This window comes from Pseudoalteromonas sp. Scap06 (genome assembly GCF_013394165.1).
Taxonomy (GTDB): Bacteria; Pseudomonadota; Gammaproteobacteria; order Enterobacterales; family Alteromonadaceae; genus Pseudoalteromonas.
The window spans coordinates 426075-441252 of record NZ_CP041330.1 but is presented as its reverse complement, the minus strand read 5'-3'; the positions used below and the strand labels follow the sequence as shown (position 1 = coordinate 441252).

Genomic DNA, 15178 nt, shown 5'->3' with positions numbered 1-15178 from the left:
GTTAAACACATTTAGAGGATTAAACATGGCTCAGCATTTTGATTACATTGCAATTGGTGGCGGTAGTGGTGGTATTGCATCAGCTAACCGTGCAGCAATGCGTGGCGCAAAAGTAGCATTAATTGAAGCTAAACACATGGGTGGCACCTGCGTAAACGTAGGGTGTGTTCCTAAAAAAGTAATGTGGCATGGCGCTCAAGTTGCTGAAGCAATTAATCTTTATGCTCCTGATTACGGTTTTGATGTTGAAGTTAAAGGCTTTGATTGGTCAAAACTAGTAGAAAGCCGTGAAGCCTATATTGGCCGTATTCACAAAGGCTATGATAATGGTTTAGCTAAAAATGGCGTAACTGTGATCAAAGGTTTTGCAAAGTTTGTTGATAGTAAAACCGTTGAAGTAGATGGCGAGCACTATACTGCCGATCACATTTTAGTTGCCGTTGGTGGCCGCCCTACTATTCCTAATATTCCAGGTGCTGAACACGGTATTGATTCAAACGGCTTTTTTGAGCTGAACGAACAACCTAAACGTGTTGCCGTTGTTGGTGCCGGTTATATTGCCGTAGAAATTGCCGGTGTTTTACACAGCTTAGGTACACAAACTCACTTATTTGTTCGTAAGAGCAAGCCACTGCGTACTTTTGACCCATACATTATCGACACACTGGTTGATATTATGGCAAAAGAAGGCCCAACACTGCACACTGAGTGTTCACCAAAAGAAGTGGTAAAAGAGGCTGATGGCAGCTTAACGATTCATTTTGAGAATGGTTACAGCGAAAATGTTGATCAGGTTATTTGGGCTATAGGCCGCACGCCAACAACCGATAAAATTAACCTTGCTGCAGCAGGCGTAGAAATAAACGAAAGCGGTTATGTAAAAGTAGATGAATACCAAAACACCACAGCTGAAAATGTATACGCTGTGGGTGATATTATCGAAAATGGTATTGAGCTTACACCGGTTGCTGTTAAAGCGGGTCGTACTCTATCGGAGCGTTTATTTAATAAAGAATTGCCGAACGATTTAAAAATGGACTACAGCCTAGTACCAACCGTAGTATTTAGCCACCCACCTATCGGCACCATTGGTTTGACTGAGCAAGAAGCGATTTCTCAGTACGGCGGCGAAAATGTAAAAGTATACAAATCAAGCTTTGCGGCTATGTATACTGCAGTTACTCAGCACCGCCAAGCCTGTAATATGATGTTAGTGTGTGCAGGCGATGATGAAAAAGTTGTGGGCTTACACGGTATTGGTTTTACCGTTGATGAAATGATTCAGGGTTTTGCAGTCGCAATGAAAATGGGCGCGACTAAAGCCGATTTTGATGCGGTTGTAGCATTACACCCAACCGGGTCTGAAGAGTTTGTTACCATGAGGTAAGTTCGAGGTTCGAGGTTCGAGAAATAAAAAAACCTTGCGGTTAACATCGCAAGGTTTTTTTATTTTAAATGACCAACTTTACGCGGGGTAAACCCGCTGCTACGTAATTTCAGCCCGTAGCTCGCAGCCCGTTAACTCTAACCTTCGTATTTTAAGCTAAATGCTCTCGGGCTAAATACTCTAACGATTGCATTTCTTGTAAGCGACTAATACAGCGTTTAAATTCAAAGTTTAAATTGCCTTGTGTATACAGCTCGGTAATCGGTTTTTCTGCAGAGATAATTAACGTTACATTACGCTCATAAAATTCATCTACTAACGCAATAAAGCGCCTTGCTGCATCATCATTATTTTGCCCTAGCTGTTTTACATTAGATAAAATCACCGTGTTATATAACCGGCTTATTTCCATGTAATCAACTTGGCTACGGGCAGTTTCACACAGTTCGCTAAATTCAAACATAACGATGCAGTCAGATACTTTGCGAGTGTTGATCATCCGCCCTTCTATTTCTATTGGGGTATCTAGTTTACCGACTTCTGGCGAGAGCTTGTCAAAATATTCGAATAGGTTTTTATCGGCTTGTTCATCAAGCGGGCTATGAAAAATTTCTGCTTGCTCAAGAGTACGTAATCGGTAATCAACGCCTGAATCTACATTAACTATTTCAGTATGCTTATTCACTAAGGCAATAGCTGGTAAAAAACGGGCACGCTGTAAACCATTGCGGTATAAGTCGTCAGGTATAATATTTGACGTGGCAACCAGTACAATACCGCGAGCGAATAATGCTTCCATTAAACCACCGAGCAACATAGCGTCGGTAATGTCTTGAACAAAAAATTCATCAAAACAAATTATGTCTGTTTCTGCTTTGAAAATATCGGCTACTGTTTCTAAAGGGTTGGCAGTGTTATTTAACTTTTTAAGTTCATCGTGTACTCGGTGCATAAAGCGGTGAAAATGCACTCGCATTTTTCTATCACCCGGTAACGCTTCATAAAAAGTATCAACAAGGTAAGTTTTACCACGGCCTACACCACCCCAAAAGTATAAACCTTTAATTGGAGCTGGCTCTGCTTTATTAAAAAGCTTTGCAAAAAAACCTTTAGATTGTGGTTTTGCTTGTGTTAAATCGTCGTATAAACGCTGTAAATGACGAACTGCATTTTCTTGTGCTGCGTCATGTACAAAGTCATCGCGTTGAAGGTCTTGCTGGTATGTTTGCCAAGGAGTCATATCTATTTACAGTTAAAACACAGTTTAATTTGTAAAGCATATTAACACGCATCAATACTCAGGGTATATTAGACTTAGTAGCATTTTAATTTTTTAGTTATTTTCGCATAGAGGTGAATTTATGGGTACATTTACATGGGTAGGATTAGTGGTAGTAGTTGCTATTGCTGCATTTTTCGTTGGTGCCTTTGTCACTAAAAAACAGTTTAAACAAGATGAATTAGAGCAACAAGCAGAGCAAGCTAAGCATTCGCTTGAGCAGTATCGCCAAGATGTTGCCGACCATTTGGCGAATACTGGTAAGTTAGTAAACAAAATGAAAGAAAACTACGATCAGTTATTAAGTCATGTTGAAGAAACCAATCAACTGTTACTCGAAGACAGAAATAAAGCCCCTGCTGAGCCGTTTTTCTCAAAAGAAACCACAGAGCAATTACAAGCGTCATTAAAAGAACGTAGTTCAGATCGCTCAAACGCCGATGCTCAACCAGCGGATTATGTGTCGGGTAAGTCAGGTTTATTTGCAGGTGATGTGAATACTTCTAAAGCATCTTGATGAACTTTTTTTTGACCCCATAGTCTTTAAGTAATATACCTAGCCAAGTGTGAGCTAGGTATACAGCTTTGATACTTTTTTGAGGCTGCTTATTGCAGCCTTTTGCTTTTTAAGTGGAGTAAACCCTGACTATGAAAATGAAATTATCACTTATCAGTGCTGCTATTTTATCTACTAGCTTATTATTAAGCCCAACCGCCTCGTTTGCTAAGTTGCCGGTTGCCGTTAATGGTCAACAATTACCAACACTTGCCCCTATGCTTGAGCAAATCACGCCAGGTGTAGTGAGTATTCAGGTTTCAGGCTCTAAAGAAGTGCGTCGACGTGGTGACCCACTCGATTTCTTTTTTGGCAACCCGCAGCCACGTAGCCAAAAGCGACAGTTTAGTGGTTTAGGCTCTGGAGTTATTATTGATGCCGATAAAGGCTATGTGGTTACTAACAACCATGTTGTACAAGACGCCGAAAAAATGGTGGTTACCCTCGAAGATGGTCGCGAATATGATGCAACAAAAATTGGTAGCGATAAAGAGTCTGATATTGCGCTACTACAAATAGACGCAGATGAATTAACCGCGGTAAAACTTGCTAACTCAGATGACTTACGTGTCGGTGATTTTGCTGTAGCTATTGGTAACCCTTTTGGTTTAAGCCATACCGTTACCTCAGGTATTGTTAGCGCATTAGGTCGTAGTGGTTTAAATATTGAAGGTTACGAAGATTTCATTCAAACCGATGCCGCGATTAACCAAGGCAACTCAGGTGGCGCTTTAGTTAATTTAAACGGTGAGTTAATTGGTATTAATACCGCTATTTTAGGTGCATCGGGTGGTAATGTGGGGATTGGTTTTGCTATTCCATCAAACATGATGAAAAACCTTGTTGATCAAATTGTAGAGCATGGTGAAGTACGCCGTGGCTCGCTAGGTATTTCAGGCCGCCCTCTTGATGCAGGCCTTGCCAAAGCACAGCAGCTTGATGTTAAACAAGGCGCTTACGTTATGCAGGTACTCGATGACACAGCTGCCAGCAAAGCCGGTATTAAAGCAGGCGATGTGATTATTAGCATTAATGGCAGCGAAATTAGTGGCTTCCATGAACTGCGAAGCAAAATAGCCACCTTAGGTGAAGGCCGTGAAGTGCAGCTAGGAATTTATCGTGACGGTAAAGTTAAAAACGTTGAAGTTACCCTAGATGGCGCATCAGGAATTACAGCTGCAGGTGAAGAATTACACCCAGCATTCCAAGGTGCAACACTAGAAAATGTGAAGAAAAACAAAATGAAAGGCATTGAGGTAACCTCGGTCGATCCTCGTTCACCATCAGCACGGGTTGGCCTTGAAGAAGGCGATGTTATTGTGCAAGTAAACCGTCAACGGGTAGAAAGCATTCGCGACATGAACCAAATTATCGACGATATTCAAGGTAATATTGTGTTAGGTGTTAAACGCGGACGCGAGTCTATCTTTGTATTAATTCAGTAATAATACAATAAAAGTAACAGCGGCACTTGCCGCTGTTATTTTTTTTGTGCCATCATAAAGGGATTGCTCACTAACAATAAGAATACCGTGCTAAAACTTCTAAAATTTGTACTTCCTCCTTTGTTTGCCGGTTTAGGCATTGCTTTTTTAGTGGTTTTTTTCAGCCCTAACATGCGGACTGCATTACTACCTAATGTTCCCCTGCCAAGCGCAATGACCACAAGCCATTTAAGCTTTTCGGATGCGGTTAAACGCGCGGCACCATCGGTCGTCACTATTTTTTCAGAAAGCATTTCTAAAGAGCCACGCTACAAGCGCCAAAATACGGTGCAAGAGCTCGGATCTGGCGTGATCATGTCACCCGATGGCTATATATTGACAAACTACCATGTGATCAATAATGCCGACCAAATACTGGTGATTCTTACCGATGGGAGACGTTTTTTTGATGTACAACTTATTGGCTTTGATACCATTACCGATTTAGCATTATTAAAAATAAATGCCAACCACCTCCCTGTTATTCCTGTTAATGACAACTACACCTCGAATGTAGGCGATTTGGTGTTAGCAATCGGGAATCCATTAAATTTAGGGCAAACAATTACTCAGGGGATCATTAGCGCCACTGGTAAGCAAAAAATTACCGACAGTCCTTACAATAATTTATTGCAGATGGATGCCGCTATTAACGTGGGTAATTCGGGGGGAGCGCTGGTAAATTCTAATGGCGACTTAGTAGGGATCACCTCAGCCCAATTTAAAACCCGTGAGAACTTGAACATTCAGGGAATATTTTTTGCTGTACCTTACACCCTTGCTAAAGAAGTTATGGGTAAACTTATTCGCCATGGTCGTGTTGTTCGTGGTTATTTGGGCTTTGAAGGCACTGCAGTAGATAGTACAGGCAAAGAGGTCAATGATAGCTTAACGCCTGTCGCAGGCATGCGTATTACCAATCTCGACCCTCTAGGTCCTGCATGGCAGGCGGGTATAGAAGAGCAAGATATTGTAATTAAAATTGCTGGGCTTTCAGTGGCTAATCCACAAAATGTATTAAAAAAGATAGGCAGTACCGAGCCAGGTAAAGAAATTGAGTTTGAGCTATACCGTAACGGTAAAATACAAAAAATAATGGTGAAAGTAGCCGAGCTCGAAACCAAGCTATAAAGCGCTTGTTTATATTTTGGCATTAGACATAAAAAAACGCGATATATAATCGCGTTTTTTATGCGTTAGAATAATAATTGTATTAATATAACTAATTGCTTTTGCGTTTGATGTTAGCACCTAACGCACTGAGTTTATCTTCAATACGCTGATAACCTCTATCTACATGATAAATACGATCAACAACCGTTTCACCTTGGGCCACAATCCCCGTTAAAATAAGGCTCGCTGATGCTCGTAAATCGGTTGCCATAACCTGCGCACCCGATAAGCTTTGAGTCTCACCACAAAAAGCCGTATTGCCTTCAAGGCGAATATTAGCGCCCATACGTTGTAACTCAGGCACATGCATAAACCGATTTTCAAAAATAGTCTCGGTAATGGTCGCACTGCCGTTAGCCACTACATTTAAAGCGGTAAATTGAGCTTGCATGTCGGTTGGAAAACCTGGGTGCGGCATAGTTTTAATATTAACCGCTTTAAGCTCTCGGCCTCGCATATCAAGATAAATACTATCCTCATGCACTTCTAGTAGCGCATTGGTTGCACGCAGTTTTTCAATTACCGGCTCAAGTGAATGAAAGTCGGTCATTTTACACAGTACTTCGCCACCGGCCATCGCGGCTGCAACTAAGAAGGTACCGGTTTCAATACGATCCGGTAATATGCGGTGCTCACAACCAGATAAACGCTCAACCCCTTCAATCTCAATACGGCTAGAACCTGCACCAGTAATTTTAGCGCCCATTGCAATTAAGCAATTAGCTAAATCGATGATTTCGGGCTCGCGCGCTGCATTTTCTAAAACAGTTTTGCCATCTGCAAGTGTTGCCGCCATGAGTAAGTTTTCGGTAGCACCGACACTGATCATTTCCATGAAAATTTCAGCGCCTTTTAAGCGTCCATCTACTTTGGCATTAATATAACCATTTTCCACAGTTATTTGCGCGCCCATGCGCTCTAAACCTTGAATATGAATATCAACTGGGCGTGCACCAATAGCACAGCCACCAGGCAAAGATACTTGAGCCTCACCAAAACGAGCCACTAAAGGCCCAAGTGCGAGCACTGATGCGCGCATTTGCTTTACTAATTCATAAGGCGCTAACGTACTATTTACCGTGGCACCATCAATAATCAGTGAATCACCTTGCCACTGAACATCAGCGCCTAAGGTTTTTAATAAGGCTTCAGTAGTTATAATATCGCGAAGCCGCGGTACATTAGTAAAGGTACTCTTGCCCTCGGGCAATAAGGCTGCAAATAAAATAGGCAGTGCCGCATTTTTAGCGCCAGAAATAGTTACTTCACCAGCCAGCGAAGTGCCACCTTGAATTACAAATTGATCCATCTAAGGGGCCTTATTTATTGCGGTAAAATGAATTTTTGCTCACGTTTCCACTCAGTCGGAGTAAAAGCGCGGATAGAAACAGCGTGAATGGTACCATCTGAAATAGTATTCATTAATGGGCCATACACTAACTGTTGCTTTTTAACACGACTTAATCCGTCAAAGCATTCACCAACTGCAATTACTTCATAATGACTGCCATTGGCTTTTACATGCACTTCAGCTAACTGAAGTTCGTCGCGTAATAATGTTTCGACTTGACTCGTTTCCATAACTCTCACTCAAATAGGGTTGTAACCTGACCCAACTGCATAAGGTTTTGCAGTTGTTCAGGTGGGTTTTGCAATTCAAGGCGAATGCCTTGCTGCTTAAATTCTGTAAAAGAGTGAATTAACCAAGCTAAGCCGGCTGTGTCAACCCTTGTGACCTCACTTAGGTCAAAATAAAGGGTTTTATGCTTAGTTTGTCGCTTAGTGTTCAGAAGCCGTTCATTGCCAATTGAGTTATGAGTCAATTCACCAGTAACTCGTAAATGCTGCTCATCAACTTGGCTAATTGCCAATTTACTCATTTGTATCGCTGCCTCTAAACTGAACCGGTAGCTTACTTTTTTGCTCTAATAAGCTGCTAACATGGTCAATACCTTGTTGGCGTAAAATCCCCTGAAGTTCACTTTGTTTTGCATCAAGTAAACTAATCCCTTCAGCAATCATGTCGTAAGCTCGCCACTCACCGCTTCGGTCTTCACGTACTTTAAAATCAATTTTTATATCAGGTTTACCTGCTTCAACAATTTTGGTTTTTACCACCACCACGTCTTTACCTTTAAACGGTTGCTCGGCAGCAAATTCAACTTGTTGATTAGTGTATTGGGTAAATACACCGGCATAGGTGGCAACTAAGTACTCTCTAAACGCACCAATAAAACGCTGAATATCTTCAATTGCTTTTGCTTTTTCTGCCTTGTCGGTAATTGCGCGTACCTTAGACACTTCGCTACCTAACACTCTTAGTGCTGCATATTTGTAGTCGATGTACGGCATTAACTCTTCTTCAACAATAACACGTAAATGTTCTTTATCTTTTACTATTAATGGTTGATCTTGAGTAATTCGTGCAAAGGTATTGTCAGCAACTTGACGTACCATTTTATTAGGATCAGTTAATTTTACTTCTGCTGCTTGCACGCTTTGTAATAGCATTAAACTTACCAGCGCAATACTTACTAAAAATGTTTTCAACATAATAATTACTCACTACCTTGGTTGAATAAGAACTGGCCAATTAATTCTTCAAGTACCAATGCCGATTTGGTATCAGTGATTGAATCGCCACTTGCTAATGCTTTGCTTTGCACCCCAAATAAATCATCAATAGCTTGGTCTTGTGCACTGTTTGCAACATCTTCGCCTAAACAACGTTGCTTAGCTGAATCCGAGGCGATCACAGGGTTAATACCTAAATATTGCTCACCTAAAATACCCGAGGTTAAAATTGAGATAGAGCTGGTATCTGAAAAACGACATAAATACTGCGCATCAATACTCATGTTCACCACAGGTAAAAACTCTTGCGGGTGTACATAAATTGACTCGACACGACCAATAACAACTCCCCCTACTTTAATGGGCGCGCGAGTTTTTAATGAGCCTATATTTTCAAACTTGGCGTTTAATGTGTAGGTTTCACCTGAGCCGCTAATACCTGAATTAGCCACTTTAAGCGCTAGCATTGAAAATGCTAAAATACCCAGTGCGACAAAAAAACCAACTAAAATTTCTAATTTCCGTGAATTCATTATTTAATACCCTATTAGCTAGTAAACATTACCGCTGTCAAAATAAAGTCAAAACCTAATACCGCCAGTGATGAATGTACCACTGTTTCTGTTGTTGCCTTGCTGATCCCCTCTGATGTAGGAATACAGTCATACCCTTTATAAAGCGCAATCCAAGTTACAACAATCGCAAATACGATACTTTTAATTAAACCGTTTAGTATATCTTTTTCAAACGACACCTGAGATTGCATTATTGACCAAAAGCTTCCGGTATCAACGCCTAGCCAATCAACACCCACTAAGTGAGCACCAATAATAGCGACCGCTGAAAAAATTAACGCCAGTAGCGGCATACTAATTAAGCCAGCCCAAAATCGCGGCGCAATAATACGTCTAAGCGGATCGATAGCCATCATCTCTAGCGACGATAATTGCTCGGTGGCTTTCATTAAGCCGATTTCAGCAGTTAACGCACTGCCTGCCCTGCCTGCAAATAATAACGCAGTAACTACCGGTCCAAGCTCACGTAACAAGCTAAGCGCTACTAACGGACCTAGGCTATCTTCTGCGCCATAATCAACTAAAACGGTATAACCTTGCAGCGCTAAAACCATGCCGATAAATAATCCCGACACAACAATAATCAACAGCGATTGTGAACCAACCATGTAAAGTTGGCGCACTAGCAGAGGCGTACCTTTTTTAAAATTGGGTAAATGCCATAATGCACTTGCTAGCATGTGAGTGGAGCGCCCAAGTGCAGCAAAACGACCTAGTGTTTTATGGCCTATTTTTTGTAGTAAATCCAACATTACTGCGGCTCTCCTAACAGTTCATCTGCATAGGTTTGTGCTGGATAATGAAATGGTACAGGCCCATCTGATAATCCTTTTAAAAATTGTTGCACAAGTGGTGATTCGTGCTGACGCATTTCATCTGGCGTGCCGCTACCAATCACACCTTGATCGGCAATAATAATAACGTGGTCGGCAATGCTCATTACTTCAGTCACATCGTGCGTAACAATTAAAGAAGATAAACCAAGTACTTCATTTAAAGATTTAATAAGCTTAACCAACACTCCCATTGAGATAGGATCTTGTCCTGCAAAAGGCTCATCATACATAATCAGTTCAGGATCAAGCGCTATAGAGCGAGCCAAGGCTGCACGACGTGCCATACCACCGGATAACTCTGAAGGCATTAAATCTTTAGCACCACGTAAGCCAACTGCTTGTAGTTTCATTAAAACCACTAAACGAATTAAATCTTCACTGAGCTGTGTGTGCTCGCGGATAGGAAATGCGATATTGTCGAACACCGACATATCGGTAAATAATGCACCGCTTTGAAATAACATACTCATACGTTTACGTGCCGCGTAGAGCTCTTTACGGGACATGGCAACTATGCTGTCGTTTTTAAATAAAATATCACCGGAGTCGGGTTTGAGCTGGCCACCAATTAAGCGCAGCATCGTGGTTTTGCCAATTCCGCTTGGCCCCATAATGGCAGTAATTTTACCTTCTGGGACATCAAAGCTCATATTTTTGTATATGACCCTATCGCCTCTAGAAAAGGTAACATCCTTGACTTCTACTATTGATTGCGACAAGTCGCTCTCCATAACAATATTCTCTCATATTTCTATTTTAAGGGTTTTTTGGTCAAGATGGAAAAAACAATTCGTAAGATTTTGTAATAGCCACGCAAAAACAGCTATAAGACTGCGACAAATTGACTTAACCGATGCTTAAACAAGCAAGTTAACCCATTAAATAATTATTTTAATAACCGCCTAATGTATTACAGCTTACTCTTTTACTTATACTTTTATGGTGGCTTTTGTTACTATTCGCGCTATCTGAATTTACACTAACTGGCTTATCACAATGGTTACCTCGTTTGTCATTTTAATTCTCGGTTTTGCGGCTCTCGTATGGAGTGCGGACAGGTTTGTTTATGGTGCGGCGGCACTGGCTAAAAACTTTGGCGTACCAACATTAATTGTAGGTTTAACAGTGGTAGCTATGGGCTCATCGGCCCCTGAAATGATGGTATCCGCTTCGGCTGCTTTGGCAAATAAAACCGATACAGCCGTAGGTAATGCAGTTGGTTCAAACATCACTAACATATTATTAGTATTAGGTATTACAGCGCTTTTAAGACCGCTTTCAGTCTCTTCAAGTACATTAAAACGAGAAATTCCACTGGTATTATTGGTGTCTATCGCTACTTGGTATATTTTTTCAGATAACTACTTTTCGTTTTTTGAAGGCGCAGCCTTACTCTTTGGTTTTGTTGTTTTTATTGGTGGACTTATTTTTGTATCACTGCGAGCAAAAAACCAAGACGACCCCTTTGTTAGCGAAGCCTGTGATGAAGTACCTGATAATGTCCCAACCAAAAAAGCCGTTTTTTGGTTAGTCGTCGGAATGATTTTACTTCCTGTTAGCTCACACTTTTTAGTTGGCTCAGCCGTTGATATTGCAAAATATTTTGGCTTAAGTGACTTAGTAATTGGTTTAACCATAATAGCCATAGGCACCAGCCTACCTGAACTTGCTGCTTCCATTGCGGGTGTTCTTAAAAATGAAGATGATCTAGCACTGGGTAACATTGTTGGCTCAAATATTTTTAATATTCTCGCGGTGTTACCGCTGGCAGGATTAATTAACCCATCAGTTATTGACGCATCAGTAGCTAACCGTGATGTTTTAATTATGATCGGTGCAACCTTGGCACTTATTGCTATGTCATTGAACTTTAGAGGTCAAAGACGTATCAATAGACTAGAAGGTGGCGTACTCATCGTCGCATTTATGATTTACCAAGGTTATATTTTTAGTCAAGTAGGGTGATCCATGGCAACGCTAAATTTTATTCAACAAGGCTTGCGCGTCCTTGATATAGAACGTCAAGCACTCAGCGATATCGCACAATACGTTAATGAAAGCTTTGATCAAGCGTGCCAATTAATGTACGACTGCTCAGGCCGTATTATTGTTATTGGTATGGGTAAGTCGGGCCATATCGGTAATAAAATAGCAGCCACTTTAGCGAGTACTGGTAGCCCCGCATTTTTTGTACATCCTGGTGAAGCGAGTCATGGCGATTTAGGTATGATTACATCAAATGATGTGGTTATGCTTATATCTAACTCTGGCGAAACCAGTGAAGTGCTTAATATTATTCCGGTATTAAAACGCATTGGCGCAAAAATGATTGCTATGACAGGCAACGAAACGTCAACCATGGCAACATTGGCAAATGTGCATGTGTGTATTAAAGTTGAACAAGAAGCCTGCTCATTAGGCTTAGCGCCAACAGCAAGTACCACAGCAACACTCGCTATGGGCGATGCTATGGCGGTAGCATTATTAGAAGCCCGTGGTTTTACCGCTGATGATTTTGCACTGTCGCATCCAGGTGGCAGTTTAGGCAAACGCTTACTCTTAACCTTAAAAGATGTAATGCACAGCGGTATTCACACGCCTATTATTAATGAAACGCAAACCATTAAAGACGCCTTAATTGAAATGTCAGCCAAAGGGCTTGGCATGACCGCTATTATAAATAGTAATCAGCAATTATCGGGGTTGTTTACCGATGGTGATTTACGCCGTATTTTAGAGCAACGTATTGATATACACAGCACAGAAATTAATGTTGTGATGACAAAGTCATGTACAACAGCCACACAAGACATACTCGCGGCTGAAGCACTGAACATTATGGAACAAAAACGTATTAATGGTTTAATTGTGATTAATGAGCATAATCAGCCCATTGGCGCACTAAATATGCAAGACTTACTAAAAGCGGGGGTGCTATAAATGCAGTTTGAAGATCTTTATCAGCCGTTAAGTGATGATGCAAAAGCGCGCGCAAAAAAAATAAAATTATTAATTTGCGATATTGATGGTGTATTTTCTGATGGACGTATTTATCTTGGCAACCAAGGTGAAGAGCTCAAAGCATTTAATACTAAAGACGGGTTTGGCATTAAAGCCCTTATTAATAGTGGTTTTGAAGTTGCCGTGATCACAGGTCGTCACTCAAAAATAGTTCAACAACGTATGAGCAATTTAACCGTACAACATATATACCAAGGCCAAGAAGACAAACTCATTGCCTATCAAGAATTAAAACAAAAATTAGCGCTCAGCGATGAGCAAATAGCTTACATTGGTGACGATGGCCCTGACATGCCAGTGATGGAAAAAGTCGGGTTTGCAGTAGCCGTAAACGACGCCCACCCACTGATTAAACGTTTATCGCATTATGTCACTCAGTTGCCAGGCGGCTTTGGCGCAGTAAGAGAGTTAACAGATTTACTGATGCTTGAAAACAATAAGCCACTTACTAGCCAAGGAACCAGTTCATGAATGTAGCTCGCATAATACTGAGCATCTTATTCATAAGCTGTATGGTTTGGCTTTGGTATCCTTATTTTTCTCAGGTAGATATTATTGCGGATGAACAAACTCAAACTATTGCTAAGCCTGATTACACTGCGATTGAGCTAAAACAAACCGCTTATAATGAGCAAGGTAAAATAAGCCACAAAGTAACTGCGGTAAAAATGGAGTTATACCAACAACTTGGTTTTACCTTTTTTGAAAAACCTATATTTACGTTATACAACGAGCAGCAAACATGGCGTATTAACGCTGATGAGGCCACCCTCTACGACGATCGTCAACTCGTATTAGAGGGCAATGTAAAAGCGCTAAATTTAGCCGATAACGCCATGATCGATACGATCACAGCCGATAGCATCAATGTAGATATAAAACTACTCACTATGCAGTCAGAGCAGCCTGTCGTTATTACAGGACCTAATTTAAAAATCACAGGTAAAGGCCTTGAGGCCGATTTAAAAACCGAAGTGATTAAACTTATTAACCATACGCGAACCCTATATTATGACCAATAACCTATTTAAAATTCTAATTGTTCCTTCATTACTGATTGCATTTCATAGCCATGCAGAGGAAACCGTTGAAGCTCCTGCTGCTAATCAAATTTCAATTAGTGCTGACAGACAAGAAGGTCAATTAAAAGAAAACGTGGGCATTTTTGAGAAAAATGTTGAAATTATTCATGGTAATCGCCGCATTAACGCTGACCGTTTAGAAGTACATAAACGTGATGACTTAGGTGAGAATAAGCAACTTTTAATTGCCACAGGCAGCCCTGCTTATTTTGAAGAAACACAAGCTGATGGCACCATTATGAGCGCCAGTGCGAATGAAGTGCGTTACGATGTTTCGCAGCGTTTTTTAACCTTAATCGGCGAAGCCAGTATTGCTCAAGCAGGTCAAAAAATAACTGCTAAAAGTATCACCTACGATATAGAGCAGCAGTTAATTAGCGCAGAAAAAGACGAAAACTCAACAGACCGTGTACACACTATTTTAGTCCCTGTTGAAAACAAAAAAGAAGACGATAAAGGCCAACCATGAGCACATTAAAAGCAGAGCTATTAGCGAAAAGCTATAAAGGCCGTGAAGTGGTGAAAAACGTTGGCCTAGAGGTTGAAGCTGGCAGCATTGTCGGCTTACTTGGCCCCAATGGCGCAGGTAAAACCACGACTTTTTACATGATTGTAGGCCTTGTACCGAGCGATAAAGGCAAAATATCAATCGATGATCAAGATATCACTTTATTACCAATGCACAGCCGAGCTCGCCTAGGGATAGGATATTTACCACAAGAATCATCGATTTTTAGAAAGCTGACGGTCTACCAAAACTTAATGGCTATTTTAGAAACACGCAAAGAGCTTAATAAGCAGCAACGTGAAGATACCTTAAATAATTTACTTGATGAATTTAGTATTCAACATATTCGTGACAGCCAAGGTATGGCCCTATCAGGTGGTGAGCGCCGCCGTGTTGAAATTGCGCGAGCATTAGCAGCAAATCCTAAATTTATACTATTAGACGAACCCTTTGCAGGGGTTGATCCTATCTCTGTATTAGATATTAAAAAAATTATAGAACACCTTAAAAATCGAGGAATTGGCGTATTGATCACAGATCACAACGTACGCGAAACTCTTGATGTTTGTGAAAAAGCCTACATAGTTTCTCATGGAGAGTTAATTGCATCAGGCACTCCAGAATATGTATTAAACGATAAAACGGTACGCGATGTTTATTTAGGCGAGCAGTTCAAGCTCTAATATGTGTGTTATTACACTAA

Annotated in this window: 18 protein-coding genes; 10 read left to right on the top strand and 8 right to left on the bottom strand. The window is 40.9% G+C overall.

Annotated features, from left to right (window positions below; translation table 11 throughout):
* Positions 1–25 precede the first annotated feature (25 nt).
* Entirely contained in the window at positions 26–1387 is a 1362-nt protein-coding gene (gene gorA / locus FLM47_RS02070; protein ID WP_178954859.1) for a glutathione-disulfide reductase, read from the top strand.
* 151 nt (positions 1388–1538) lie between these two features.
* Here gorA and zapE read toward each other — a convergent pair whose 3' ends face one another.
* Positions 1539–2627, bottom strand: a complete 1089-nt coding sequence (zapE, locus tag FLM47_RS02065; RefSeq protein WP_054202362.1) for a cell division protein ZapE — start codon at positions 2625–2627, stop codon at positions 1539–1541.
* Positions 2628–2748: 121 nt separating this feature from the next.
* On the opposite strand from zapE, the gene FLM47_RS02060 reads away from it, so the two are divergent.
* From FLM47_RS02060 to FLM47_RS02050, 3 genes are all read left to right on the top strand, one after another.
* Positions 2749–3183, top strand: a complete 435-nt coding sequence (locus tag FLM47_RS02060) for a YhcB family protein (RefSeq protein ID WP_054202363.1) — start codon at positions 2749–2751, stop codon at positions 3181–3183.
* Positions 3184–3314: 131 nt separating this feature from the next.
* Positions 3315–4667: a Do family serine endopeptidase gene (locus tag FLM47_RS02055; RefSeq protein ID WP_054202364.1), complete on the top strand. Its 1353-nt coding sequence runs from the start codon at positions 3315–3317 to the stop codon at positions 4665–4667.
* Positions 4668–4754: 87 nt separating this feature from the next.
* On the top strand, positions 4755–5837 hold the full coding sequence (locus FLM47_RS02050) for a trypsin-like peptidase domain-containing protein (RefSeq protein WP_054202365.1): 1083 nt from the start codon (positions 4755–4757) through the stop codon (positions 5835–5837).
* A gap of 91 nt (positions 5838–5928) precedes the next feature.
* Here FLM47_RS02050 and murA read toward each other — a convergent pair whose 3' ends face one another.
* The 7 genes from murA to FLM47_RS02015 are packed head-to-tail and all read right to left on the bottom strand — an operon-like array spanning position 5929 to position 10595.
* A complete protein-coding gene (murA, locus tag FLM47_RS02045; protein WP_055013340.1) occupies positions 5929–7188 on the bottom strand; it encodes a UDP-N-acetylglucosamine 1-carboxyvinyltransferase in 1260 nt (419 codons plus the stop codon).
* Positions 7189–7202: 14 nt separating this feature from the next.
* Positions 7203–7460, bottom strand: coding sequence for a BolA family protein (locus tag FLM47_RS02040; protein WP_007378312.1), 258 nt, complete (start codon positions 7458–7460; stop codon positions 7203–7205).
* A 5-nt stretch (positions 7461–7465) separates the two neighbouring features.
* Positions 7466–7759, bottom strand: a complete 294-nt coding sequence (locus FLM47_RS02035) for a lipid asymmetry maintenance protein MlaB (protein ID WP_138570633.1) — start codon at positions 7757–7759, stop codon at positions 7466–7468.
* Positions 7752–8432 (bottom strand): phospholipid-binding protein MlaC, encoded by a 681-nt coding sequence (locus FLM47_RS02030; RefSeq protein WP_178954857.1) that lies wholly within the window; start codon positions 8430–8432, stop codon positions 7752–7754. The genes FLM47_RS02035 and FLM47_RS02030 overlap by 8 nt, the downstream gene beginning before the upstream one ends.
* Before the next feature lie 5 nt (positions 8433–8437).
* Complete coding sequence (gene mlaD / locus FLM47_RS02025; protein WP_008115537.1) at positions 8438–8986, bottom strand: outer membrane lipid asymmetry maintenance protein MlaD; 549 nt, start codon at positions 8984–8986, stop codon at positions 8438–8440.
* A gap of 14 nt (positions 8987–9000) precedes the next feature.
* Entirely contained in the window at positions 9001–9780 is a 780-nt protein-coding gene (gene mlaE / locus FLM47_RS02020; protein WP_178954847.1) for a lipid asymmetry maintenance ABC transporter permease subunit MlaE, read from the bottom strand.
* Positions 9780–10595 (bottom strand): ATP-binding cassette domain-containing protein, encoded by an 816-nt coding sequence (locus FLM47_RS02015; RefSeq protein WP_178954845.1) that lies wholly within the window; start codon positions 10593–10595, stop codon positions 9780–9782. The genes mlaE and FLM47_RS02015 overlap by 1 nt, the downstream gene beginning before the upstream one ends.
* Positions 10596–10860: 265 nt before the next feature.
* Here FLM47_RS02015 and FLM47_RS02010 point away from each other — a divergent pair, with 265 nt between their 5' ends.
* From FLM47_RS02010 to lptB, 6 genes are read left to right on the top strand one after another with little or no spacing between them, the layout of a single operon-like run.
* Positions 10861–11829 carry a calcium/sodium antiporter gene (locus FLM47_RS02010; protein ID WP_054202369.1) on the top strand — a complete coding sequence of 323 codons (969 nt, stop codon included), beginning with the start codon at positions 10861–10863 and terminating at the stop codon, positions 11827–11829.
* 3 nt (positions 11830–11832) lie between these two features.
* Complete coding sequence (locus tag FLM47_RS02005; protein WP_010390569.1) at positions 11833–12804, top strand: KpsF/GutQ family sugar-phosphate isomerase; 972 nt, start codon at positions 11833–11835, stop codon at positions 12802–12804.
* Positions 12805–13356 carry a 3-deoxy-manno-octulosonate-8-phosphatase KdsC gene (kdsC, locus tag FLM47_RS02000; RefSeq protein WP_010390568.1) on the top strand — a complete coding sequence of 184 codons (552 nt, stop codon included), beginning with the start codon at positions 12805–12807 and terminating at the stop codon, positions 13354–13356.
* Entirely contained in the window at positions 13353–13907 is a 555-nt protein-coding gene (gene lptC, locus FLM47_RS01995; RefSeq protein WP_010390567.1) for an LPS export ABC transporter periplasmic protein LptC, read from the top strand. The genes kdsC and lptC overlap by 4 nt, the downstream gene beginning before the upstream one ends.
* A complete protein-coding gene (gene lptA, locus FLM47_RS01990; RefSeq protein WP_178954826.1) occupies positions 13897–14436 on the top strand; it encodes a lipopolysaccharide transport periplasmic protein LptA in 540 nt (179 codons plus the stop codon). Before lptC ends, lptA begins: the two co-directional genes overlap by 11 nt.
* Positions 14433–15158 (top strand): LPS export ABC transporter ATP-binding protein, encoded by a 726-nt coding sequence (gene lptB, locus FLM47_RS01985; RefSeq protein WP_138609041.1) that lies wholly within the window; start codon positions 14433–14435, stop codon positions 15156–15158. The genes lptA and lptB overlap by 4 nt, the downstream gene beginning before the upstream one ends.
* Positions 15159–15178: the final 20 nt, after the last annotated feature.